This is a genomic window from Phyllobacterium myrsinacearum (genome assembly GCF_014138285.1).
Lineage (GTDB): Bacteria > Pseudomonadota > Alphaproteobacteria > Rhizobiales > Rhizobiaceae > Phyllobacterium > Phyllobacterium myrsinacearum_A.
On record NZ_JACGXN010000005.1, the window covers coordinates 94,095 to 119,121 of the forward strand.

Consider the following 25,027-nt stretch of genomic DNA (forward strand, 5'->3'; position numbering starts at 1 on the left):
TGGAATAAAAGTGACGGAACGGTCAGAAAAAAGTCGAACGATTATAGCGGATGATCATCCACTGTTTCGCGAAGGATTGTGCCGTATCGTTCAGCGTCTTTATCCGTTTGCCGAAGTGCAGGAAGCGGGCACCTTCGATGAAATGCTGGCTTTGGCTCGCACCGGACCGGCGCCAAATACATTCATTCTTGACTGGGTTTTCCCTGGTCTCGATCCTGCCAAGTCAATTGTGGAGTTACGGCAGGAATTCAGACATTCCTCGATAATCATTCTGTCAATGCTTGATGATACAGCCACAATCGATCGGATTGTAGGCATGGGAGCGAACGGCTTCATCAGCAAAGCGGTGATGCCTGATGAAGTGAGCGCTGCGATCCGCAGTATCGAAGACGGCGAGTTTGTCATCAAACGATCATCGTCGGTGATGTCGTCTGCCAGCAGCCGTCGAACTGATTTTTCTTTTCTCACAGCACGGCAACGTGAGGTCCTGCGTTTGATTGCAGAAGGAAAAACCAACAAGGAAATTGGCCGGAAATTGGATATTTCACCGTACACGGTAAGCATCCATGTATCGGCGCTCCTGCGTGTTTTGAGTGTAAGCTCAAGATCAGCCGCCGCCGCAAAGGCGGTTCTTGCGGGATTTGACAGCCACGCATAGTTCGGTCTGAAGTTCGCGGATTGTCCCGTCGTCTCCCGCATTGGTCGACTATCAGTTCCTATCCAATAGTGCGTAAATACGCGTGGTGCCTCAGTCGACGCATTTTATGATACACAGCCAGGGGTGTGATCATTAGGGGTCTGACCCCGGCGCAGGTCCGCTACGAACCTCGAGATCGGGACATGAAAAATTTAGATATAGACCGGAGTGCACTGGAAATTTTTCGCATGACGCTCCTGCTTGTTTCCGGCTTCTGGGCGGCGGAGTTTATGATTTGCTGCCTCCTTTGGACCATTCTGGGCGTCAGTCCATGGGAGTATATTCCAATAAAGGCAGTGGTTTCTTTGCTGTCAATTATTCTGACATTGATCGTCACGTATATAATTGCCTATATGAGGAATATAAACCTGATTATTCAGGTATTTATATGCTTTGTTCTGTCTATACTTTCCTCAACGCTCACATCTGTTTTGGATTATTATTTATATAACGCTGTTCATCCATCGCTTGCCATCGAATATAATTTGGCAAATTTCTGTTATACGCTCTTCTATGGTCTTTCGTTGTTCTTTGGGTGGTCCAGTTTTTTTGTCGCGTATTTGTACAACCTTGAGATACGTGCACATGAGCGCCGGTTGGCAGCATCCCGTGAAGAGGCTCTGAATGCAAAAATGCAAGCACTGCATTATCAGATTAACCCGCATTTCCTCTTTAACACGCTGAATTCGGTCGTTGGACTGATCGAAGAGGGAGCACCGGCGAGCGCAAGCCGGATGATCATGTCACTCTCGTCATTTCTGCGCAGCACACTCGAGCTTGATCCGTTGCGCGATCTGCCGCTTGCCGATGAACTCGCGCTGCAGGCAGCCTATCTCAAAGTCGAGAGCGAACGTTTTTCGGACCGGATGAACGTGACACTTCACGTTCCTCACGAACTTGAAGGAGCACTCGTTCCCAGCTTGATATTGCAGCCTTTGGTTGAGAATGCCGTGAAGCACGGGTTGGGTTACTCATCCGGGAATCTGGAGATTGTCATCAGCGCTTTCCGCGAAGGACAATCGTTGAAGCTGCTGGTCGAGAATGATTCCAAAGCCAGTGATAAGGTAAACATCCCTGACAGGACTGGGCTTGGTATCGGCCTTTCCAACGTTGCCCATCGCATACAGACGCGCTTCCCCCAATCGGGAACTTTGGTGGCAGGCCCTGTATCGCCATCACGGTTTCGGGCTTTGCTCACCATGCCGCTGAGGCTTGCATGAACTGTTCCTCTGCCCCTTTCCCGAGTGAGAAGTTGTTGGCGGACCGTCACATGTGGTGGTTATGGCAATGCGGGACGGCCATATGAATATGCCATCATACTTGCCTGTTCTATTTATCTTCGTGGCGGCTCTTGGGGTTGGCCTGACTTTCTGGCTCTTGTTTGCTGTGTTTCGTGCCAAACAGCGGCAGGTGCAGAGTCAGGGTCTGACGAAACGTCCGGATGGCGGAATCAACGTCCCTTTGGTGGCAGCTTTCGGCGGCTGGAAATTCATACCCTGGGTTGCCAGCAGCAGTTCGTCGATTGCGCCCTTGCTGGTGCTGCATGAGAGTGATCTGGAATACAGGGTGATCCGTGCGAAACGACGGCCTTACACGGAGGTGTCTTCGGTTGACCTGCGCACGGCAATTGGTACCGTGAATATTGTATTTGAGTTTCGAACATCCATGCGCACATTTGCAGCAAACACAGCCAGCCGGCAGAATGCTGCCGAGGCTCTTGCAATATTGCAGGACAAAGGGTGCCTGTTGACTGAACGTGCCCGGAGCCTGCTTGCAACAAGGGAGATCGAATCCGAATGAGACGCCGCACGGAAATTATCATTCGCTACATCGGTATCGGCTTTGGTCTTGGATTTATCGGGACATGCTTGAGGATAATCACAGCAAATCCCGTTCCCCTTGGCCCCGAATTGACAGGTCTGATCCTGGGCGGGGTTTTTGGAACCATGCTGGTTGCAGCGCTTGTCGGATACTTTAAGGCACGAGCGGTTCCGGCGGACCAGTTGGCCGAACGTTCATTCGGGCCGGTGCGACTGGCAATCATCTTCCTGCCTATGGTCATGATAGCCGGTATTGCCATTTTTCTGGGCACGCTCACTCCGAACCGTGCGAACATCCCGCAGACTGGTGCAAATACCGCCGCGCAACCCGCGCAAAAGCCGTAGCTGCCTGTTCTGCAAAGCCCATGATCGGGACTTTTGTCCAGCTCACACCCTGCGCCGCGATTGTGTCAGGGAGAGCGGATAGCGTACTGGATGATAGGCCATGGAGCTGACATTGACCGGCCGATACTCATTGTCGTAGGCGATCTGATCCAGCGTGAGGACGGCTGCGGGTAGATCCAGTTGCAACAATTTTGCCTCTTGTTCGGATGCAAGCCGTGCACTGAGGGTTGATTGCCCACGGGTAGGTATGACCCCGTACCGGTTGTTGAACTCCGCATAGAGTGATCTGTTTTCATTGTTCCAGTCGATATCGAGAATTCCGGGCGCGATTGCTTCGGCAAACCAGTCCCGCTGCACCACCACGGGCAGATCATCCAGAAAACGCAGCCGTTCCAGGAAGATTACATTCGACCCGGCAGGCAGCGAAAGCGGGCGTGTAATCTCCAGATCAGCCTGAATGACAGCACCGGTCAGCAGTCGCATACCCGGTTTGCGGTTGTTTGCTTCAGCGGTTTCGGTAAAGCTGCGGACAATCTCAATTTCGTATGTGGGTTTCGGTTCGCTGACGTAGATACCTTTTCCGGCGCGCGTCTGGAGAAAGCCGAGATTCTCCAGATCCTTTATGGCCTGCCGAACGGTAATCCGGCTGACGCCATAGATTTCCACGAGCTCGCGCTCGGAGGGCAGCTTGTCATTCAGCTGCAACTCTCTGTTGTCGATCATGGATTTCAGGATGATGCGCAACTGAACGTAAAGCGGCTCCGGATGATTGCGGTCTATCAGGGTGCCACCGGGCGGCGCTTTCATTGCCATCTCGATTCTTTGCTTTCTGCGATTTCAATATCGGCCATTCAGATTGCACCTTCGCCAATTCAATACAAGCTATCGGGAAATTTGCCTGTGAATGCCGGTTCGAGCATCGGGAATCCAAGTCTGAAATTGTTGTCATGGCTTGATTGACATAACTGGTTATAACCAGTACCGATACCATAATTGAAGCATTGGAGCAATCGATGAAGCTTGCGTTGGTTGGTGGTGGCGGGGTTCGTGCACCCTTGTTTGTGGGGTCCGCTCTTCGGCGTGCGGAAAGAAGCGGCCTGACGGAAATCTGCCTGCAGGACATCAACGAGACAAAGCTCGAACTCTTCGGCCGGATCAGTCAGGAACTGGCGCGGCGCAACCAGTCGCCGGTGAAAATTTCCATGACGCGCGATGCCGAGAGGGCGCTGGAAGGTGCAAACTATGTTGTAACAACAGTGCGGCCCGGCGATGAGGAAGGCCGCATCAAGGATGAGCGGATTGCACTTTCCCACGGCGTGCTCGGGCAGGAAACCACGGGTCCCGGCGGGTTCGCCATGGCCTTGCGCAGTATCCCGGTCATTCTGAAATATGCGGAATTGTTGAAGAAAGTCAGTCCCGATGCCTGGCTTTTCAACTTCACCAATCCCGCTGGTCTTGTCGCTCAGGCGCTCCAGGATGAAGGTTATCACCGCACGATCGGCATATGTGACGGCGCGAACGGTGCTCAGGAGGCGCTGGCGCGATGGTTCAAGGTTCCTCAAAATGACGTGCATGCGGAAGTTGCCGGGCTGAATCATCTCTCGTTCACACGCAGTGCAAAAATCAATGGTGAAGAGGTGCTGCAGCCGCTTCTCGATGATGACAATTTCCTGAATGCGACCTCGCAACGCATGTTCGACACGAAATTGATCCGGCATCAACGCAACTGGATCAACGAGTATCTCTACTATTACTATTATGCCGAGAAGGCGGTTGCTGCCCTGAATGCGGACGAACGCACCCGCGGCGAAGAGGTCAAGGATCTCAACAAGGCGCTTATGGCAACGCTTGGGACAATCAATCTTGAAACGAGTGCCGATGAAGCGCTGGCGCGCTATTATGCTTATGAGCGTCGGCGCAGTGCCACCTACATGCATTACGCGCTCGATAATGCCCCCTCTATGGAAGAGGCGGATCATCTGACGGATGCTCCTGCGCAGGCAGGCCATGGTGAAGAAGGCGAGGGGTATGCCGGAGTGGCGCTCAATCTCATCGATGCGCTGCAGACAGGTAAACCTTGCTATAGCGGGCTGAATGTCCGCAATGAAGGCGCTATCGATGGACTGCGTGCCGATGATGTGGTGGAGGTGAGCTGCGTGGTCGACAAATCCGGAATTAGGCCGCTGAAAACTGGCGCAATGCCTGAAGCACAGTTCCAGCTTGTTCAAAATGTGAAGCGATACGAACGTCTTGCGGTCAAGGCTATCCGGGAGCGAAGCCGTGACGTCGCAGTCGAGGCATTGATGGCGCATCCGCTCGTCCTGTCCTACTCCCGTGCAGTGCCGCTGGTCGATGAATATCTCGCCGCGCATGCCCAGTATGCGGGAGAATGGAAGTGACCCCCGCATCGGACGTGCACTATGACGTGATGGTTGTCGGGGAATATTACTTCGACCTGATCTTTCGCGGACTGCCTGACATACCGAAGATTGGCGCTGACCTGTGGGCCAAGGAATTCGAATGGGTTCCCGGTGCCGCGTTTTCGACGGCTTTGGCGCTGTCGAGGCTTGGCACAAAAGTGGGCTGGTGGTGCGCATTCGGCAACGATGTATTCAGCCAGATGATCATTGAGGAGGCACGGCGTGAAGGTATTGACGAAGGGCTTTTCATACATTTCCAGAAACCGTGGCGCCGTCTCAGTTCCGCCTTCTCCTTCACCCACGATCGGGGCTTCATCAGTTATAGCGAGGACCGTGATCCGAGCCCCGTTCCTGCGGACCTGGAGCGTATCCGGCCTCAAATTCTGCTCCTACAGGGATTTTCGCTAGATCCGGAGCGCCTTGCCCTCGTTGATGCGGCGCGGCGTCTCGGGATCAAGGTGGTTTCCGATTGTCAGCACATTGAAATAGACCTGTCAGCGCCGGGTTTGATTGAAGCCCTTCGGCAGATTGACGTATTCCTGCCGAATGAGAGCGAGGCAAAGGCGGTGACCGGTGAAACCGACATCAAAACCGCGCTGACTGTCCTTGCGCAATATTGTCCCACTGTTGTGATCAAGTGCGGTGCGGACGGTGCAATCGCGTCGGAAAAAGGGCGAAGCTACCACGTTCCGGCACTGGCGGTAGACGTCTTTGATACCACCGGCGCTGGCGATAGTTTCAATGCAGGGTTCGTGCATGGGTTATTGCATGAACCGGATTTCTATTCCGCACTCGACGTCGCGGTGATCTGCGGCTCGCGGGCTGTGACCGGCTACGGCGGCCGGAATTTACCTTTTCATTCCGATCTCCACCGATATCGACGGTATCAAGCCGCGATCTAGTTCACTTCAATAAACAAGAAAATCAGGGAACGATCATGAAACATAAATTGAAGTTACTCGCAGGTCTCGCAATCCTGGCAATGACGATGGCATTTCCCGCAAAGGCCGAGACAATCTCCATGTTCTGCTCGGCGACGGATTATGAACTGTGCGAGGAGGGCGCGCAGAAATGGGCAAAATCATCCGGCAATGAAGTCAAGATCAACCGCACGCCGCAGAACCTTGACGACGCCATTCCAATCTATCAGCAGTTGTTTGCTTCGAATTCCCCCGATGTCGATTTGCTCTATGTCGATGTCATCTGGCTTGGCATGATGAAGGATCATTTCGAAGACATCAGCAAACTTGTTCCTGAAGCTGAAGTGAAAGCCCACTTCGCATCAGCTGTCGATGCAGCCCGCATCGATGGAAAGCTGATTGCCATGCCATTCTACATCGATACGGGTTTGATGTTCTACCGGAAGGATCTCCTGGAAAAATACGGCAAGCAAGCGCCGAAGACATGGGACGAGCTGACGACGACGGCCAAGGAGATCCAGGACAGCGAGCGCAAGGCAGGCAATGCGGATATGTGGGGTTATTCCTGGCAAGGCCGCAGCTATGAAGGACTTACGTGTGATGCCATCGAGTGGATGGCCTCCGGCGGCGGCGGAACAATTCTGTCCGACAAGGGCGCTGTTACGGTCAACAATCCTCAGACCGTCGCCGCGCTGAAACGGGCGAGGGCATGGATCGATACTATTTCTCCAAAGGGTGTGCTCAACTATGACGAGGAAAGCTCGCGGGCATTGTTCGAAAGCGGCAATGCAGTGTTTCATCGCAATTGGCCCTATGTCTGGGGCACGTCGCAAGCGGACGGTGGCAAACTTGTAGGCAAGGTCGGCGTGTCTGCTCTCCCTGTTGGAGCGGAAGGTCAGAAATCCAGCGGCACACTTGGGACCGCCTATCTTGCCGTTTCCAAATATTCGACAAAAAAGGAAAAGGCTGCGGATCTCCTGCGCTACATGGTTGGTCTTGAGGACCAGAAGATGCGGGCGATTAAGGGCGGTTATAACCCAACGGTTGAAGCGCTTTACACCGATGCCGACGTCCTTGCCAAAATTCCCTTCCTGCCCATGGCCAAAAGCGCATTTGAAGAATCCGTAGCGCGTCCATCGGCAGTTACGGGCAAGGATTACAATCGCGTCTCCCGTTCTTTCTACCGCTCTGTTCATGATATCATTTCGGGAACTGGTGATATCGAGGCAGAATTGGCGCAGCTTGAGAAGCGGCTGAAGCGCGACGTGAAGGCCAACTAGGTTGTCATCGTCGGCCTGCTGCATGCGGTGGGCCGACAATCATCGCGAAACAGTGGCCGACGAATATCCGGGGACAGCGAAATGGCATCCGTCACTCTCAAGGAAGTGAGCAAGAGCTTCGGTGCATTCGATGTGCTGCAGTCGATTGACCTGACGATTGAAGATGGTGAATTCATTGTTTTCGTCGGCCCTTCCGGCTGCGGTAAATCCACACTGTTGCGCACGATTGCCGGTCTGGTGCCCGTTTCCAATGGCGATGTCTTTATCGGCGGAGAGCTGGTGACCGATGTTCCCGCATCGAAAAGGGGCATTGCCTTCGTCTTTCAGTCCTATGCGCTCTATCCACATATGAACGTAGCGCGAAACATCAGTTTTGCGCTCGAAACCGCGCGCATGGCGAAGGCTGAAATTCGTCAGCGCCTCATGAAAGTGGCCGACATGCTGAAGATTGGGCACCTGCTAGACCGGAGGCCGAAACAACTCTCCGGTGGCCAACGTCAGCGTGTCGCTATCGGACGTGCGCTTGTCAGCCAGCCGCAGCTGTTCCTGTTCGACGAGCCGCTGTCAAACCTTGATGCCGATCTGCGCATGGAAATGCGGTTCGAAATCGCCAAGCTGCATGCCGAGATCGGGACCACCATGATCTATGTTACACATGATCAAACCGAGGCCATGACTTTGGCCGACAGGATCGTCATTCTCAATCATGGCCGTATCGAACAGGTCGGGACTCCGCGTGAGCTTTATGACCGGCCAGCAAACCGATTTGTCGCTGGTTTCCTTGGAAGTCCGCGCATGAATTTCGCTCCGATCAGCGTCGATGTGTCTTCCGGCATTTTGCAGGGCCCGCCCGGTTTCAGTTTTGCAATCAGCAACACCGGAAATTCCAATCCGGCAACACTCGGGCTGCGTCCAGAGGCGCTGAGAATTGTCGAGGCCGGAACTCCGCAATCCATACGCGGCACCTTCGAAAGGGGGGAAGATCTCGGTTACGAACATATCGCTCACGTCCGCATATCCGGGGATCTGATTTGGACGGTCCGTTCAACGGAACCTCTTTCGCGATATGTTCCGGGCGAGCCCGTTGGATTGGGCTGGCAGATCAAGGATCTCTATCTCTTCGATGAGGCCGGAACACGCGTCGATGCCGCCGCGGCGCGCGGTCCCGTTGCGGCTGTACGCAGTTGAGGACCGGAATGCCAATGCACAACCGGGAGACAAGGACAGCATGGCTTTTTCTCGTGCCCCTTCTGGTGGCACTGGCGGCTGTTGCGGTCTGGCCGCTCGCACGCAACGTGTATTTTTCCTTCACCAATGCCTTTCTGGATAATCCGTCCGAGTACAGCTTTGTCGGTCTGGAAAACTTTGTCACCGTCGTGGAAGACCCGGTTTTCTGGGGCGCGGTGAAAAACACCATGATCTTCACTGTCCTATCCGTCAGCTTCGAGACAGTGCTTGGCTTCGCCATAGCGCTTCTACTGCACCGTGCATTCGCCGGCCGCGGTCTGGTGCGCGCAGCCATTCTCGTGCCTTGGGCAATGCCGATGGTTGTCTCCGCCAAGATCTGGGAATGGATGCTCAACGATCAATTCGGTCTGATCAACAAAGCATTTATCTGGCTGGGGTTTCTGGACAAAGGCATCGCCTGGACCGCCGATTCATCCCTGATCCTTGGAACGGTCATCTTCATCGATATTTGGGTCACGACGCCCTTTATGGTGTTGCTCATTCTTGCCGGATTGCAGCTTATCCCGGAGGAGATCTATGAGGCAGCCGAAGTGTCGGGCGTACCGGCCTGGAAGCGGTTGTGGTCGATAACCCTGCCACTGGCCGCGCCCGCAATCGGCGTTGCGGTTCTTTTCCGGACACTTGATGCCCTGCGCATGTTTGATTTGAGCTATGTGATTGCCGCCAACAATGAAAAAGCGATGACGATGTCGATATATGCGCGCGATCAGCTCATCGGTTTTCAGGATCTCGGCGTTGGTTCGGCCGCTTCGACGTGGGTGTTTCTGATCGTCGGGCTTGTTGCCATCCTGATCGTCAGCCTGCTGCGGCTCGACCGGAACACGGCGTAGATGCAGCCCATGACCCAAACATCACAACGCTATTCGAACAGAACATATCGCAGATTGAGAACCGTGAAACGGATCGGCCTCTATCTGGGGGTAGCGCTGGTCCTCGTGTATATGCTGTTTCCCTATTATTGGGCGATCATCTCCTCGACCAAAACCCGCGAGAACCTCTACAGTTTCAGTCTGGTGCCATCGCTGGATTTCAGCAATTACATCAGTCTGTTCAACAATCCCATCTTCATGGGAGCGATCGTCAATTCGGCCATTGTTGCGGTTTCCAGTAGCATTCTCTCTCTGGTCATCAGTCTTCTTGCGGCCTATGCGCTCGGGCGTCTGCATTTCAAATTAAGCCGGATCGTTCTCATTTGCGTCCTTATGATATCCGTGTTTCCGCAGGTGGTTGTTCTTTCCGGCATGTTCGAAGTGATTGGCTGGCTTGGGTTTTACAATCGCCCCGCAGCGCTCATCTTTTCCTACCTCTTGCTGATCCTGCCCTTTACGACCTGGGTCCTGACGAGTTTCATTCGTGATTTGCCGGTCGAGCTTGAAGAGGCTGCCCTTGTCGACGGATGTTCCCGGATGAGGATTCTCACGCACGTGCTGTTACCGCTGATGGGACCAGCCATTGCGAGCACAGGGTTGCTGGCTTTCATTCTGGCATGGAATGAGTTCCTCTTCGCGCTGACGTTCATTCTGACCGATGAGAACCGGACAGTCCCGGTTGCCATTGGTTTGCTGACCGGCAGCAGCCGATACGAATATCCGTTCGGGCAGATCATGGCGGCATCGGTGACAGTCACATTGCCTCTGCTCATTCTTGTGCTGATCTTCCAGCGGAAGATCGTTGCCGGGTTGACATCCGGCGCTGTGAAAGGTTGATCAACGTTTCGCAGAAGACAAAAGGAACCGATCGAGGTTGTTCCTGATTACGTCTATGGGCTAGACTCACGGCGCAGAAACATGGGACGGCAGCATGAACGAACTCCTTACTCCCGAGGCACTTTCAACCCTTTTCCAAGTTGTCATGATGGATCTGGTTCTGGCCGGCGACAACGCGGTTGTCATTGGCCTCGCAGCATCTGGATTGCCGCGCGAGCAGCGCAACAAGGCAATTCTCGTTGGTATCATCGCGGCAACGGTGCTTCGGATCATTTTTGCCACGGTCGCCAGCCAGATGCTGCAGATCATAGGGCTTCTTCTTGCCGGCGGCATTCTCCTGCTCTGGGTGTGTTGGAAAATGTGGCGGGAGCTGCATGATGGCGGTGGAAGCGACACGGATGGTTCCGACACGGCCGAAGATCAGGAAGGCACGACCCGCAAAACGTTTGCCCAGGCAGCATGGCAGATCGTTATCGCGGATGTGTCGATGTCTCTCGACAACGTGCTGGCGGTGGCAGGCGCCGCCCGCGAGCATCTTGCGGTTCTTGTTTTTGGGCTGGTGCTGTCCATCGCTTTGATGGGATTGGCGGCAAGTTTCATTGCCCGTCTGCTGCAACGGCATCGCTGGATTGCCTATATCGGCCTTGCGATCATTCTCTATGTCGCCCTGGAGATGATTTATCGGGGATCTCTCGAAGTCCTGGCCTACCTGAACCCTTAGGCTTTCCTACTGCTTCAGGAGTTCTATTGTTCTGTTAAGGGCGGCTTCGAAACCCTTGAGCGATACCGGAAAGGTAATGTCCTTTTCAGTATCGCTGGCGAAAGCCCCGAGGTTCAGTATCTTTCCCTTGCGCAGTATCTTGGTGGTCGCTTCGGTGAAAGTAAGCGGAACGATGCAGCCCGCCGGTGTGCAGGTACGGAACCGCGAAGGTTTGCCTGCCGGGTTGTCATCGATACGGAACGAGACGCCCTTGTCGAGATAAAGGCCAAAGGGCAGGGCGAGATTGCCCTTCAATCCCGTTTCGCTTTCAGGTGTGAATTCGAGTGTCAGAACTCGTTGGCCGTTCTTGTGCATTTGTTGTTGCACCAGGACACAACGGCGGCCGGCTTCCTCGACCCCGCAATTCACACTCCAGTCGTCATAGGTTTCCGCTAGGGATGAGGGAGCGGCTGTTGGCTTGACTGTGTCTGTCTGGGCATGGAGCGGAGTGGCGGCAAGCATGCCTGCCGCCACTCCATGGATCAGATGCTTCATTCTCATCAGAATTTCACGCCGAGCTTTGCATCAACGGCATTCTGGGTCAGGCCGGAGCCGAACTGGCCGGTGTAGCTCACTCCCAGTGTCGCCTGGCGGCTGAGCCTGAAGTCGACGCCTGCCTCGACCAGAGCCGTATCCTCGGCAATCGGGACGCCTGCGGTCGAGAAGGCGTTGCCTGTGGCAAAGGCAAGTGTTGAGGCCGGTGTGATATCGCCATAGGCGTGCTGCCAGCCGAGTGTGCCGCGTGCCTCCACATCCGTTGCTCCTAGCGAGAACGGCGTCGATGCCCGCAGACCCAGCGTGGTGAAGGTCGTGTCGGTTGTATCGCTGCGGGCCGTCAATCCGGCAATGCCGCCCTTTTCCGTAAAGCCGTCGGTCTTCACGCGGACATGGGCCAGATTGGCAAAGGGTTCGAACGAGACTCGGCTCGTGTCGATCCGGTAACCGACTTCACCAAAGGCCTGGAATGTTGCCGCATCATAATCGGCTTTCAGATGTTCCTCGAACCCGGAGAAGGCTGCCGAGCGGGCAGTTTCGATCGAATGCCAGCTGTAGCCAAGACCCGAGCGCAGGGACAGCGCACCCCAATGACCGCCGCCATAGACACCGACATGGTAGTTGTCGCTGTTGCCGGAGGAGCCCTGGGCATCCACGTCGAAGGTCGAACGGCTATAGCCTGCCATCACACCCAGCCGCCAGCTTTCGGCAAGAGCCGCATCAAAACCGGTGACAAAGCCGCCAGTCGACTGGTCGAGCTTTGACGCATTGCCATTCGACTTTGTCTCGCTCCATACGCCGAATGCCTGCCCCCACGCCGCCATGACAGGCACATCCGCCGGTGCAAGTGCCTTGGCATCCGGGCCATAACCCATGACGGGTACATCCACTGCAGCCACATCACCGAAGGCTGCCCGGATCCGGTCATTGACCGCATTGCGCAACTGATGGCTGTCATTGATCAGTGCCGTCTTGGTCGAAGCATGCACCTCACCAGACAAGCGACCATAGGCCGTGCGGGCCTCTGCAGCGCTCAGCACTGCAATGCGGTTGTACAGCGCCAGCGATGGACCGCTCTGGGCAAGGCTGCCGAGGGCGCCTGCCGTGTTGTACTGATTGTCCGTCTTGGCGACCGTCTGGAATACATGGTTGACCGGACGGGGGTTCGGGTTACCCGGTCCAGGTTCACCTGGCTTAGGTTCTCCAGGTCCAGGGTCACCGGGTTTGGGTCCGGTGGGTCCGCCTGGGTCAACTGGTCCTGGTCCGGTGCTTTTAACCGCAATCTTCAGATCGACCTGGTTTTCCTTCTGATCCAGCGACACATCCAGAAACGCTGATTTCGACACAGCTCGCGCAAATTGACCATCAATACCCTTCTCTACCGTCAGGATCGTATAGGTTTGGCCGTTCTGATAGCTTGTTGCAGAATCGAGGGCATTCACCTCGACGTTCACATTGTTTCCGATTTGGGCGACACCACTGGGCCGGAAAAGTCCAATAATCGCATTGGGACCGATATCCTTAACGACAATCTTATCGCTGGTGCCGTTGCCTGCGACATCAGCCTCATAGACCGAGCCGTCCTTGAACTCCAGCGCACCCATGACAGTCAGCGTTCCCGCCGAGTTGTTCCCTGGAGCAATTCGCGCATTCGTCTCCAGCGTAACGGAACCAACGGTACCTGAACCCCCAAGCCGTCCGAAAAGGGTTGGATCACGATCGTCAAATTCATTGTTGGATTGGGTTCCCCAAACCTCAATATCGTTACTGTAGTGCGTGAATTCTGTTCCGCTACCAACGGTTTTATAGGTGCGCCCTACAATGCCATCGATGATCAGCGTACCACTTTTAACAGCGAATTTGGATTTGCTTTCGTCTCCCACATCCGTGTCAAGATTGGTTGTGTCCAAATTACTCTTGATGACGAGTTTCGCGTCCTTGCCATCAACATTGATGGTACCATCACCGCCATTCCCGGTATAAAACTGCGAAAGATCACCTGTCACAATTGTTTCGCCGGAATAGGCGTCAATCTGACCGCCGCCGGTCAGCGTGTTTGAGAACAGGTATCCGCTGTTTGTATGGTTGAAGACCAGCTTGGTATTGGAAAGAGGGTCATTCACGAACTTGATGGCGGTTTCCGGATTTATCTGGCCAGCTGCTTTCGCATCAGCCAGCACGGTATTTCCGTCCTGGTCTTCTTTGACTCCGCCGCCGATAAAGAGAACACTATTGAGGCTCATCCCGCTCTTGGTTTTCAGAAGAGCACCATCCGAAACGGTCACAAAACCTTCGGCCGTCAGCTTGCCGTCAATATCGAGCAATGAGCCTTCACCGGCGACAGACAGGGAGCCGAGATCACTCACCTTCATCGACTTGGTTGTTACGAGACCACCACTCTCAAGATTGAAGTAGCCTCTGTTAATCGCAATGCTAGCCGCTTCGACGCGACCACCATTTGAAACGGTGGTGCCGCCCACACCAAATTCCGCTTCTTGGGCAAACCCCTCGTCGACATGGAGCACTGACCCTTGGCCCGTCACCTTACTGAATGATTCGAGAAGCAGCGACTTGGTTTTGACCTCGCCACCGTTCTCGATGGCCAGTCCACTGCGGCTTGCCATATGACCGCTATTCAGCCACCGGGATCCAGCACCACTTACAAGCGCTGCGCCGCCTTGCCTGCCCAAAGAAACAGAGTTGGTGACGATTTGTCCCTTATCGAGAATCGTAATCGGATTGGGCTCAATACGGTCATATCCGGAGAGCCCGACAAGTTCGTCGGCGTTGAGAATGGAACCCTCACCTTTAACCACGAGAGCACCCTGAGAGCCAGCAAAAATCGCCGTGGCCAATTGCACAGAATTGGCGTTTACCACGCCTCCATTTTCAATAATCAGCTTGCCTTTGCCATACGTATTGCCCAGACCGCCTATGTAGAGGTCGCCTCCGGTAAGATTCCACTCGGCGCCGGGTCCCGAAACGGTCACGACACCGGAGTAAGAATTGCCTTTGCTCCCGCCTTGGCCGATATACCCGTTCTTGCTGTATGCTTTGATGCCCGATATCAGCAGGTCGGCTTGCACGCCGTTGACAGTCCCCACTCTCAGATCGCCGTTGATAGCGCCATTCGTTCCGTTTGCAGATGTCCAGTTATCAGCGCCAGAAGCCAACGTGCAGTCGGTAATCGCGTTACTGCCAGTGCCTGTCGTTACACATTGCGTCTGCGCCAGCGCTGGATTGAAACTTGCTCCAAATAGAACAGTCGAGAAGGTCAATCCCGAAACGATGCCGGTGCGCATGTGCGCCAATGTCGTTGTGCTTAGGAGATTGAGTTTCAATGTTTTCGGTCTGGTTTTACTGCCCAAGATACTGCCCCTCGAAGTCTGTCGGATCTACATATGCCAGGCCGGGCAACGATATTCAGAGCAAACAACTCTTATACCGCGTCCCGGCCCACTGATTCAAAGTATAGGGATGGGGCTCGGCTCTAAGCCATTAGTGCAAGTTCACTACTGTTGACGGGCGCTGTGGACCTTCGATGGTCTTTCGACTTTGTCAGCGTGAAATCCTGCAGCTGATTGAGCAGGGAAAATCAAACAACGAAATCGGACCGGCCCTCGATATCCCGCCGTTTGCGGTTAGCATCTATGGTTCCGCCTTGTTGTGGGAACTCGATATTGGCGCCGCTTCATAGGGACATCAAGCGTCGGTCATTTGCCGCTCTGCCTTCAGTTTCAATGCCAGAATGGTTGACCGCAATTCGGCAGGCCGTATCGGCTTGGACAGGATTGGTATTTCGGGATCGCCTACATCATCCCGCACGCGGTTTTCATCGTGACCAGTCACAATAATCGCAGGGATTTTCCGGCCGTTTGCTCGCCTGATGTAATTGATGCAGTCCGTACCGGTTGTCTTGGCGCCAAGATCGAAGTCGGTGATGATGAAGTCGCAAGTCACATCTTTCCCATCAGGAAGCGTGTCCTCCTGCTGAACAATACAGCCCCACCTTTCCAAGAGTGTTCCAGTCGCCATAAGGATATTGATGTCGTCTTCCACAAGAAGCACGCGGAGACCATCCAGTAGCGAAGCAGGTTTCGCACGCGTCGATCTTAAATTGCGAACGGGCTGGGCGACTATTTTAAGGCCACTGATCACGACAGTTGTGCCCCGGTTCTCAACGGATCGCAAAGACACCTCCAGCCCCATGAGATTGGCGAGCCGTTGCACGATCGACAAGCCCAGACCGACACCCTCTATGTCTTTATCGCCGCGTTCGCGTACCTGATAGAACTCTTCAAAAAGTCGTGGCAAATGTTCATCGGCTATCCCCGGACCGCGGTCGTGAATATCAATCGATAGCTCCCCGCCCCGGATCCGGCATCCCATCAGAACAGGGTGGCCGGGGGCATATTTCAATGCGTTGGAAATGATGTTCTGGATCATTGTTGTCAGGAGGCTGGGATCGGTGCGGACAAATTTCTTCGTTGTCACTACCTTGAGCGCAACGCCTGCCCATTGTGCCGCTTCGGAGTTCTGCTGCGCGATGTCATGAAGAATTTCACCTATGGCAACGTCCTCGGGTTGTTCCGATATCTTGCCGCTGTCGAGAGTTGAGATATCGAGAAGGGACTGGAACAATCTCGACACGCTCTGAAGCGACCGGTCAATATTATTGACCATCTGTTGTTCTTCAACGCCCAGCCGGGCGTCACGCAGACACGCGATGAAAAGACTGATGGCGTGAATGGGCTGACGCAGATCATGGCTCGCCTGAGCCAGAAACCGTGATTTCGCAAGATTGGCTTCCAACGCCGCGTTGTAGGCCTTGTGAACGCGATTGAGCAAAATATAGATGTAGGCAGGAACGAGAACCGCAGTAATGACCAGCGTCACGACAACATAGGGGTCATCACGCCAAAAACTGTTGAAGTAGGTGGTTGCCGCCAACGCAAGAAGTGCGACCGTTGTTGCCGCAATGAGATAGCGGGGCCCAAAACGCAATCCGTTGCCGACTGTCACCCATAGCAATATGGCATATATCGGCATCGCTGCCTCGCCGCCTGCGGACATTGCAAATGTCATGGCAAGATAGTCATGCGACATCGAGAAAATACGCCGTGGCAAGTATACTCCCGGCCAAAAAACGATGCTCAAATACAGAAGTTTCGAAGAAATTACATAATATATCCAATAGGATATGTATATAATCCGGAGTTCATGAGATGAGTTCTGCGCTAGGCCTACATAGGTCAGGTAACTGACAAAAAATGGTATGATGATAAGCCGAACGACGGCCTGAGCGCGTTCCGTGTCCTGCTCTTTCCGCTTGTATCGGTGGAGTAATTCTCTCAACCGTGCCAGTAAGCCTGCCAAGGCGGCGTTCTTTTCCATAAGAGCCAGTAACCCTTTTTATGCCGGTCTTGTTCGCAGGGAATATGTCAGTTCGGTCAACCGGTGCAACCTGCCATTTCCATACCAATTGGCTTGAGCAAGGCGCACCCGGTTCCCGATGTTTATTCTCAGTAATAGCAACCCCATGGGCCACAGCGCCGGTAATAACCTGGATAATGGTTTCGCTCGACTGCGGCTCCCAGCGCTACGCCCCCCAGAACACCCACCGCGGCACCAAGGGCCGCCGCATTTCCGGCCTCGTTGGATTGCCGGCGGTTCTGCTCATAGCTTGCGGACACACAACGCCGATGTGCTTTCGATCCTGGTTTCAGTCCGGCCGAGTCACATGTGTTCTTTGCCTCCACAGCTGATTCCTGCGCAGTCTGACACCCAGCCAGCATCAGTGCGATGCAGCTGATAAATACTATATTTCGCATAAGTTCCCCCGATAGCGATGTGCAAATAATACTTTAAACTCCCTAGATTATGAAGTAACGCAACGTCAACGAAGTTCGTATAGTGAATATTAGCTATTGATTAACTCGAAAATATTCTTGCTGAATAATCGAAGACGTGGAATTTCGCGCATTTGTGATCAATCGCAGGTGCATCGTTCTTGGAGGGCGACCCGCGATGTCGCCGTTCAGGCTCATGGAGCAACGAATCCGAAAAGCTGCCCCATACCGGTCCATGAATGTGAAATAGATCATAAAAAAACACCGGTCTGGGGGACAGACCGGTGTTTGGTTTATATAAATGAATAGGTCATTGAAAAGCAGCACTTATATGAAGATCAGATCTTCAAGTGCTACTTTAGCAAGTTGTCGTGTTTTGAAAATCCGTAGTTCCACCTAGTTGATAGCCGTATGCCCAACAATAGTGTGTACTATAGGATGTCGGCCGGGGCGTTTGCTCCATCACTATTGCCAGCGAAGGGCCTCTGCAGGCTTGTGGTCTATCCATGTATCCAGCAGTAGAAACGCGTTATTTGTCGTCCGCGCGAATTGACCGAAAGTAGTGCTCGGCATGCTGGTAATAGTTTTCTGCCTCGACTCGATTTCCAACAAGCGCTTCCGCACGCGCCTGTGCAAGATAACGCTCATAGCTCAGCTGGGCTTTTTGGAGGCGGCTTGATTGCGCACCCGTTGCTTTTCCAGGCAACGGCATGGCGCGCGCGCCGGATGGACGTGATTTTGTTAGGTTCATATTCATGATGGTGTTTGAGCCAAGAGAGGCTCTCCTGTGATTATTCGATCTAGAATGCCGGAGAGGATCAGTCGATTTGATCCGCTACAATCCGGCGTAACTCTTCGCGTGTGAAACCCGACGCCGTAATTTTCCGGTGTTCGTCAGGCTTGGGTTGTGATTGATCGTGACCGATCAGGTTTATTGGTATCGGCCGCGTGATGGCGACTTTTGGTTGAATCATTTCTTGCATATTGGTCCATGGCTGCCGCGATAAGGTCGCGCAGCGTTTCTGTTAAAATAGGTCTTTTGGAAACTGGTCATGGCGAGCTGAAAATCTAGCCACAGCAAACATTGTCATTCTCGCGGGAAAAACTTGAGCTCATCACGGAGCTCCAAAGACAGCCGGGATATATTCATCGGCGTGAAATACATATGGCCATGCTCTGCGGCTATTTCAAGGCCAACTCAATATCAAGCCATGTCCATGGCGTGAGCACAGCTAGAGTTCCCCCTGATCGCTTTCACCTGGCACCAACTCCAGCGGCCAGATAAGCTCCACCTTCTCATGCGGGTAATGCTCTTCATAAGCGGGCATGGTTGAGAGCAGGGATTCCGCCAGCTTGATGCCGAGGTCACGCAGAGAAATCCTGAAACAGGTCAGCGTGGGCGACAGAAACCGGCTCTGTATACTCTCGCGAAAACCGATGACGGCGATGTTGCGGCCCGGGTGAATATCGGACTCGTAGAAACGCCGGTACAGTCCAAGAGCCATATTCTCATTGACCAGTATGATGGCTGTTGGCGTTTGTCTTTGTGCAAGAACGGCGCCTGCAATCTGGTAGCCGCCTTCCTCGTTGGCATAGGATCGGAATACATAATCCGGGTTAAAAGCGATTCCATTCGCAGCAAGGGCCTGTTTGTATGCATCGAGAAAGATATAGCCGAGATTGATGTCGCTGGCGGGTACCGCAATAGCGATGCGGCTGTGACCCAATCCGGCGAGCCGTTCGACCGCAGCCGTTGCAACGCCCTCGAAATCAAGGTCAATCCAAGGGTAGTCACCTGTTGTTTCGCTGCGACCCAGTGTGATGAAGGGAATCTTCCGTTCCAGCAGGAAATCAATACGGGGGTCGTGACGTGTTGTTGCTGATATGATCAGCCCATCAACAAAGCGGCGGGCAACAACGCGGTTGAGATAGGCAGCGGGCTCTTCATCTGTACCACAGAGCAGCGCGACAAGGTCGAGGTGATGGCGTCGGAACACCGATTGAACGCCCTCAAAAACGGGCATGAAAAAGCTGCCGCCGGTATCGACCGTTTCGATGGTGGATTCAATCATGAAGCCGATCGTGTTGGTAGTGCCCTGGCGAAGACTGCGGCCCGACTGGTTTGGTACATAGCCAAGACGTTTGGCCGCCTCAAGCACACGCTCACGCGTCTCCTGATTGACGTCAGCCTTCCCGTTGAGGGCGCGGGAAACCGTTCCGATAGAGATATCGAGATGGCGGGCAAGATCCCGTATGCTCACGCTTTTTCTCCCTGTACGACTCAGCGCCTGTTCCCTTTCATTCTTAAAACACTGAAAGGGGGATTGACAAAAATAATTCTCCGATATGAAATCGTAAACGTTTACGGAAGCCATTTGCAACCGATTTACTCGGTTTCTGGTGAATTTCGTCGGGAGGAGAGGAAATGCAGCGTGCCGTTTTAGTCGGTTGCGGAGCCATGAGCAAAGCATGGTTTGAGGCAGCCCGTGCGATTGGCGATATCGACATCGTTGGTGTCGTTGATCTGGCCAAGGAACGCGCGGAAGCGCGCATTGAAGAGTTCGCGCTGGCATCGGCAATCGCGTCCGACAATCTCTCTGATATTCTAGCGAGAACCAATCCGGATCTGCTGTTTGACATCGTTGTCCCGGCTGCGCGCCATGCGACCGTTGCAGCCGGTCTTGAAGCAGGATGTCATGTACTTTCGGAAAAGCCGATGGCCGAAACGATGGATGAGGCAAGCGACCTTGTCAGGCGTGCCAATGCCGCGGGGCGTATCCATGCCGTTGTGCAGAACAGGCGCTACCTCGCTCAAATCCGCCGCATCCGTCAGCTCATCGCATCGGGCGCCATTGGCGATGTGACCAGTCTGCATTGTGATTTCTTTCTCGGACCGCATTTTGGCGGGTTTCGCGAAGAGATGCGGCATGTACTGTTTCTGGATATGGCGATCCATACGTTCGATGCCGCGCGCTTTCTGGCGGGCGAAACTGCCAATGCCGTTTATGCCAGAGAATGGGAGCCCGGCAATTCCTGGTACAGTCAGGGTTCATCCGCGGCCGCGATCTTTGAATTCATCAATGGTGCAATCTTCACCTATCGCGGGAGCTGGTGTGCTGACGGTATGCGCACCAGTTGGGAAAGCGCTTGGCGCATTGTCGGCAGCAAGGGAACGATTGTCTGGGACGGGCATGATGACATACGGGCCGAAGCCGTCACGTCAGGCAAGGATGGCCTGTTTTCCGGGGTGGCCGCCGTCGAGATACCTCCCCTTGATGCGTCCCACCGCATCGGCGGCCACCTTGGAGTCATGCAGGATTTTATCGCGTCAACCCGGGGCGGCCCTGCGCCGGAAACCGCTGGAATTGAAAATATCAAAAGCCTCGCCATGGTGTTCGGTGCAATTCACAGCGCTGAAACCGGACGGCGTATTGAAATCACAATCTGAAGGGATTCGGAATGAGCAACCCGGCACAATCGATCCGCATTGGCACCATGGTCAGAGGCAATGCGCCGGATCCCGCCGCCTATGTCAAAAATATCCTGCCGCACGGATTTGAGAGCTTCGAGCCTTTTTTCTGGCAGGTGGTCAATAAAGACCTTCCAACACTTGCATCTCAGTTGAAGGACGCCATCGGTGACGCCGATGTAACCATGTCGACTCTTGGTATGTTTGGTAATCCGCTGGAAGATACGGAGATTGACCGCGAAACGCTCAAAGGCTGGGAGGCATTGATAGACAATGCCCATCTCTTCGGTGCCACAACCATTGCCGGGTTCACGGGTCGTGTTCGCGGCAAGCGGATCGAAGACAGTCTGCCCCAATTCAAAAAAGTCTGGAGTGAGCTCTCGCGCCGTGCGGCGGACAAGGGTGTGAAGCTGGCCTTTGAGAATTGCGCCATGGACGGCAATTGGGCAACAGGAGACTGGAATATTGCCCATACACCGGATGCTTGGGAAATAATCTTCAACGAAGTGCCTGCTGACAATCTCGGGCTCGAATGGGAGCCCTGTCATCAGATGGTCTATCTCATCGATCCGCTGCCGCAGATCCGAAAATGGGTGCCCAAGATTTTTCACGTGCATGGCAAGGACGCGACAATCCGTTGGGAGGTCATTCGTGAACATGGCATTTTCGGCAAGGAGAAGTTTGTGTTCATGCGCTCGCCGGGATTTGGCGATACCAATTGGACCGATGTCATATCGGAACTGCGCCTCGCCGGCTGGTCGGGATCGATCGATATCGAAGGCTGGCATGACCCGGTCTATCGCAACGATCTGGAAATGACCGGACAGGTGCATTCTCTCAATTATCTCAAACAAAGCCGTGGTGGCGATTTCGTCGCCAATCCCTGATTTCCCCGAGCGGGCCCGCATCCGGACGGGAGTTCCGGTCACGATGGAGATTAAATCCGACCAGGAAAGACGCGCCGCCAAGAAGCGCGATGCCGGGGTCGAGCAACACGAGGAGGAAGCCTATGAAACGCATTTCGTATTGGATTGCCGCGGCTGCATTGATGCTATCAGGCGCAGCGGCACACGCCGAGCCGGTGACGCTTGATATGTGGACCATCGATCGGCCGGATCAATATATTTATCTTTTGAAGGACGAGTTCGAACAGGCGCATCCTGATATCAAGTTGAATGTCAAAACCGTTCAGTTCCGAGACATGGTCAATGATCTCGCGCGCGCCACTGCAACGGGTGAATCGCCGGATGTCACCTATATCGACAACCCCGAAGTGGCGCTTTTTGCTTCGCGCGGACTGCTTCTTGATCTTTCTCCGATGCTGGCGGAGTCGAAAGTAATCAAGAAAGATGATATTTTCCCGGGGCCGCTTTCGTCCGTGACATGGGATGGCAAGATTTATGGTGTTCCGCGCGGAGCCAATACACTGGCGCTCTACTACAATGCGGACATGTTCAAGGCCAAAGGGCTCGATCCAGACAATCCACCCAAGACGTGGGATGAGCTTTACGCTGCAGCCAAGAAGCTGAATGATCCTGCAAAGAATATTTATGGAATGGCTTTTTCTGCCGTAGCAACGGAGGAGGGCACGTTCCAGTTTCTGCCGTGGTTGCAGATGGCCGGAGGCGACTACAACAAGGTCGATACCGAGGGCGGTGTGAAAGTCCTCGAATTCTGGAGCAAGCTGCTCGACGAAAAGCTTGCCTCGCCCGATACACTCATTCGTGGGCAATATGACTCGACGGGTACGTTCAACGCCGGCAATGCAGGCATGGCGATTTCCGGACCGTGGGAGCTGCCGCGCATGACCAAGGAAGCGAAGTTCGATTTCCGCGCTGCATTGCTGCCGGTTCCGCAGGAGGGCGCCACCCGGGCTTCGGCCCTTGGCGAAGGCGACAATGTTATTCTCGCCAACAGCAAACACCCGAAGGAAGCCTTCATCCTGCTTGAGTTTCTCTATGGTAAGATGCCGGATGTATGGAACCGTTTCGGCTTTCTGCCTGCGGCCAGGATTCAGTCCAACAATCCCAAAATACCGGCCATCTATGCCGTCTTCGAGGAAAGCATGAAATATGCGCGCAATCGCGGCCCGCATCCGGAATGGCCAAAAATCTCCAAGGCTATCTACACCGCGATACAGTCGTCACTGACGCACAAGAGCGATCCAAAGACAGCTCTGGCAACCGCACAGAAGCAGATCGACGTGGTTCTGAAAAAGTGATCGCATCTTGCCCCTGCCGTGTCCGGCGGAGGCAGATCGTCAATGCACATGGGGCGGGAGGGCACTATGCAGGGCATTATCAGGACCATCAGGGATGGGAGCGGCTTTGATATTCTGCTGCTCGGTCTGGCACTGGCTTATCTGATCGCGTTTTCGGCATTTCCGATTCTCTACAACATCATCATGTCGTTGCAGACGGTGGACATGTTCACGATCACCTCGTTCAACCGCCCCTTTGTCGGCCTGCAGAACTACTATGATGTGATATCTCAACCGATTGCGATGGCGGTGCTGTGGAATACGATCAAGTTCGTGGTTCTGTCGATCGTCTTCCAACTGTCGATCGGCTTTGGTCTTGCGCTGTTCTTCCAGCAGGATTTTCCAGGAGCCACATATCTACGGGGATTGTTTCTGGCGGGCTGGATCATGCCGGCTCTCGTGGTTGGGGCGATCTGGAAATGGCTGTTCGCAGGCGACTTCGGTGTCATCAATTATGTCCTGATGTCGCTGGGCATTGCTGATGAACGCGTCTTCTGGCTGTCCGATCCGAATGTGGCGCTGTATGCGGTCATTATTGCCAATGTCTGGCTGGGTATTCCCTTCAACATGATCCTGCTTTCCGTTGGACTTGCAAGCATTCCGCGCGATGTCTACGAGGCGGCGGAACTCGACGGCGCTGGCCCATTCGAGCGCTTCTGGTCAATCACGCTTCCCCTGATGCGGGCACAGCTGGGCGCTGTGATTTCGCTCGGGGTCATCTTTACCCTGCAGCAGTTCGATCTCATTGCGGCCCTGACGCAGGGGGGGCCTGCCGACAGCTCGAATGTCGCGCAATATTGGTCGTGGCAATTGTCCTTCCAGACCTACGAAATATCGCTGGGCAGTGCAGTTTCGGTGATGATGATCCTTTTCGTCATCGTCGTTGCTGCCGTCTATGTCCGTTCCACCCGCCACGAACACAGCTATTGAGGAGAGAGCCGGTGAAACGTTATATTCTCCTTGCCATCGGTCTTGTGATGACGGCGATCTACCTGTTCCCGTTGTACTGGATGTATCTCACGGCCTTCAAAGGCAGTTCGGAGATTTTCCAGTATCCGCCAACATTCTGGCCGACCGATCCACAGTGGAGTTTTGTGGACGTGTGGCAAAGCCGGGGTATGGGGCGGTACCTTTGGAACTCGCTGCTGATCGCAGTTGGAGTGACCATTCTCGTCACGTTCCTGGGGACGGGATGCGCCTACGTTCTCTCGCGTGTGCGCAATATCTGGATGGACATGGCGCTCTTTGCCATTCTGATGATGCAGGTGCTGCCGTCGTCCCTCATGGTGACGCCGATTTTCGTCATGTTCAACCAGATCGGCCTTCTGGCAAGTCCGCGCGTGGCGGTCATTCTGGCGCAGGCGGCCAAGATGCTGCCGCTCTATATCGTGCTGTGCCGGGCCACCTTTGTGCAGGTACCGCGCGAGCTGGAAGATGCGGCGCTCGTCGACGGCTCGTCGCGCATAGGTGCGTTTTTCAACATCATGCTGCCATTGGCGCGCAACGGCATCCTGGTCACATCGGTGCTGATCTTCCTGCAATCCTTCGGCGAATATGTCTATGCCCGGTCACTGATCGCCAAGAACGAGTTGCAGGTGGCAACGGTCGGCCTGCAAACTTTCATGGGCCCTGAAGCCAATGACTGGAACGGGATCATGACTTACGCGGCCATCTACGTGACGCCTATCCTTTTCGTATTCATGTTGCTGCAACGGCGCATCGTCAGCGGTCTTACCGCCGGCGCGCTGAAATGAGGTG

At 54.2% G+C, this 25,027-nt stretch carries 23 protein-coding genes; 17 read left to right on the forward strand and 6 right to left on the reverse strand.

The annotated features are described in order from the left end of the window. The first annotated feature begins 10 nt into the window (after positions 1 to 10). The 4 genes from FHW16_RS16610 (at position 11) to FHW16_RS16625 (ending at position 2,862) form a co-directional block, all read left to right on the forward strand. A complete protein-coding gene (locus tag FHW16_RS16610) occupies positions 11 to 658 on the forward strand; it encodes a LuxR C-terminal-related transcriptional regulator (protein WP_182550347.1) in 648 nt (215 codons plus the stop codon). A gap of 182 nt (positions 659 to 840) precedes the next feature. Further along, the gene (locus FHW16_RS16615; protein ID WP_182550348.1) at positions 841 to 1,917 is read left to right on the forward strand and encodes a sensor histidine kinase; all 1,077 of its coding nucleotides are present in this window, start codon (positions 841 to 843) and stop codon (positions 1,915 to 1,917) included. An 82-nt stretch (positions 1,918 to 1,999) separates the two neighbouring features. Beyond that, positions 2,000 to 2,497, forward strand: coding sequence for a hypothetical protein (locus FHW16_RS16620; protein ID WP_210278165.1), 498 nt, complete (start codon positions 2,000 to 2,002; stop codon positions 2,495 to 2,497). Next, complete coding sequence (locus tag FHW16_RS16625; protein WP_182550349.1) at positions 2,494 to 2,862, forward strand: hypothetical protein; 369 nt, start codon at positions 2,494 to 2,496, stop codon at positions 2,860 to 2,862. The genes FHW16_RS16620 and FHW16_RS16625 overlap by 4 nt, the downstream gene beginning before the upstream one ends. A gap of 42 nt (positions 2,863 to 2,904) precedes the next feature. Here FHW16_RS16625 and FHW16_RS16630 read toward each other — a convergent pair whose 3' ends face one another. Continuing rightward, positions 2,905 to 3,669, reverse strand: a complete 765-nt coding sequence (locus tag FHW16_RS16630) for a GntR family transcriptional regulator (RefSeq protein WP_432652041.1) — start codon at positions 3,667 to 3,669, stop codon at positions 2,905 to 2,907. Positions 3,670 to 3,875: 206 nt separating this feature from the next. Here FHW16_RS16630 and FHW16_RS16635 point away from each other — a divergent pair, with 206 nt between their 5' ends. From FHW16_RS16635 to FHW16_RS16665, 7 genes are all read left to right on the forward strand, one after another. Continuing rightward, a complete protein-coding gene (locus FHW16_RS16635) occupies positions 3,876 to 5,261 on the forward strand; it encodes a 6-phospho-beta-glucosidase (RefSeq protein WP_182550351.1) in 1,386 nt (461 codons plus the stop codon). Positions 5,262 to 5,290: 29 nt separating this feature from the next. Next, positions 5,291 to 6,184 carry a carbohydrate kinase family protein gene (locus FHW16_RS16640; RefSeq protein ID WP_246711822.1) on the forward strand — a complete coding sequence of 298 codons (894 nt, stop codon included), beginning with the start codon at positions 5,291 to 5,293 and terminating at the stop codon, positions 6,182 to 6,184. Positions 6,185 to 6,219: 35 nt separating this feature from the next. After that, positions 6,220 to 7,482, forward strand: a complete 1,263-nt coding sequence (locus FHW16_RS16645) for an ABC transporter substrate-binding protein (protein WP_182550353.1) — start codon at positions 6,220 to 6,222, stop codon at positions 7,480 to 7,482. An 81-nt stretch (positions 7,483 to 7,563) separates the two neighbouring features. After that, a complete protein-coding gene (locus FHW16_RS16650; protein WP_182550354.1) occupies positions 7,564 to 8,670 on the forward strand; it encodes an ABC transporter ATP-binding protein in 1,107 nt (368 codons plus the stop codon). Positions 8,671 to 8,684: 14 nt separating this feature from the next. Further along, on the forward strand, positions 8,685 to 9,560 hold the full coding sequence (locus FHW16_RS16655; RefSeq protein ID WP_182550544.1) for a carbohydrate ABC transporter permease: 876 nt from the start codon (positions 8,685 to 8,687) through the stop codon (positions 9,558 to 9,560). 9 nt (positions 9,561 to 9,569) lie between these two features. After that, positions 9,570 to 10,436: a carbohydrate ABC transporter permease gene (locus tag FHW16_RS16660; protein WP_182550355.1), complete on the forward strand. Its 867-nt coding sequence runs from the start codon at positions 9,570 to 9,572 to the stop codon at positions 10,434 to 10,436. Between the two features lie 94 nt (positions 10,437 to 10,530). Then, entirely contained in the window at positions 10,531 to 11,157 is a 627-nt protein-coding gene (locus FHW16_RS16665; protein ID WP_182550356.1) for a TerC family protein, read from the forward strand. Between the two features lie 6 nt (positions 11,158 to 11,163). On the opposite strand, the gene FHW16_RS16670 is transcribed toward FHW16_RS16665, so the two are convergent. Together FHW16_RS16670 and FHW16_RS16675 are read right to left on the reverse strand one after the other, a co-directional pair. Next, the gene (locus FHW16_RS16670; protein ID WP_182550357.1) at positions 11,164 to 11,697 is read right to left on the reverse strand and encodes an invasion associated locus B family protein; all 534 of its coding nucleotides are present in this window, start codon (positions 11,695 to 11,697) and stop codon (positions 11,164 to 11,166) included. After that, entirely contained in the window at positions 11,697 to 15,059 is a 3,363-nt protein-coding gene (locus FHW16_RS16675; protein ID WP_182550358.1) for an autotransporter domain-containing protein, read from the reverse strand. Before FHW16_RS16675 ends, FHW16_RS16670 begins: the two co-directional genes overlap by 1 nt. A 173-nt stretch (positions 15,060 to 15,232) precedes the next feature. Here FHW16_RS16675 and FHW16_RS16680 point away from each other — a divergent pair, with 173 nt between their 5' ends. After that, positions 15,233 to 15,388, forward strand: coding sequence for a LuxR C-terminal-related transcriptional regulator (locus FHW16_RS16680; RefSeq protein WP_182550359.1), 156 nt, complete (start codon positions 15,233 to 15,235; stop codon positions 15,386 to 15,388). A gap of 5 nt (positions 15,389 to 15,393) precedes the next feature. Here the strand turns inward: FHW16_RS16680 and FHW16_RS16685 are convergent, their stop codons facing one another. The 3 genes from FHW16_RS16685 to FHW16_RS16695 all read right to left on the reverse strand — a co-directional run bounded on the left by FHW16_RS16685 (position 15,394) and on the right by FHW16_RS16695 (position 19,801). Continuing rightward, on the reverse strand, positions 15,394 to 16,818 hold the full coding sequence (locus tag FHW16_RS16685; protein ID WP_246711812.1) for a hybrid sensor histidine kinase/response regulator: 1,425 nt from the start codon (positions 16,816 to 16,818) through the stop codon (positions 15,394 to 15,396). 1,251 nt (positions 16,819 to 18,069) lie between these two features. After that, the gene (locus FHW16_RS29295) at positions 18,070 to 18,297 is read right to left on the reverse strand and encodes a DUF4167 domain-containing protein (RefSeq protein ID WP_182550361.1); all 228 of its coding nucleotides are present in this window, start codon (positions 18,295 to 18,297) and stop codon (positions 18,070 to 18,072) included. A gap of 475 nt (positions 18,298 to 18,772) precedes the next feature. Continuing rightward, entirely contained in the window at positions 18,773 to 19,801 is a 1,029-nt protein-coding gene (locus FHW16_RS16695; RefSeq protein ID WP_348643902.1) for a LacI family DNA-binding transcriptional regulator, read from the reverse strand. Positions 19,802 to 19,965: 164 nt separating this feature from the next. Here FHW16_RS16695 and FHW16_RS16700 point away from each other — a divergent pair, with 164 nt between their 5' ends. The 5 genes from FHW16_RS16700 to FHW16_RS16720 all read left to right on the forward strand — a co-directional run bounded on the left by FHW16_RS16700 (position 19,966) and on the right by FHW16_RS16720 (position 25,023). Then, positions 19,966 to 20,988, forward strand: a complete 1,023-nt coding sequence (locus FHW16_RS16700; protein ID WP_182550363.1) for a Gfo/Idh/MocA family protein — start codon at positions 19,966 to 19,968, stop codon at positions 20,986 to 20,988. Between the two features lie 11 nt (positions 20,989 to 20,999). Beyond that, entirely contained in the window at positions 21,000 to 21,896 is an 897-nt protein-coding gene (locus tag FHW16_RS16705; protein WP_182550364.1) for a sugar phosphate isomerase/epimerase family protein, read from the forward strand. A gap of 122 nt (positions 21,897 to 22,018) precedes the next feature. Beyond that, on the forward strand, positions 22,019 to 23,230 hold the full coding sequence (locus tag FHW16_RS16710) for an ABC transporter substrate-binding protein (RefSeq protein ID WP_182550365.1): 1,212 nt from the start codon (positions 22,019 to 22,021) through the stop codon (positions 23,228 to 23,230). Between the two features lie 66 nt (positions 23,231 to 23,296). Next, positions 23,297 to 24,199 carry a carbohydrate ABC transporter permease gene (locus FHW16_RS16715; RefSeq protein WP_182550366.1) on the forward strand — a complete coding sequence of 301 codons (903 nt, stop codon included), beginning with the start codon at positions 23,297 to 23,299 and terminating at the stop codon, positions 24,197 to 24,199. 47 nt (positions 24,200 to 24,246) lie between these two features. After that, complete coding sequence (locus FHW16_RS16720) at positions 24,247 to 25,023, forward strand: carbohydrate ABC transporter permease (protein WP_182550545.1); 777 nt, start codon at positions 24,247 to 24,249, stop codon at positions 25,021 to 25,023. Positions 25,024 to 25,027: the final 4 nt, after the last annotated feature.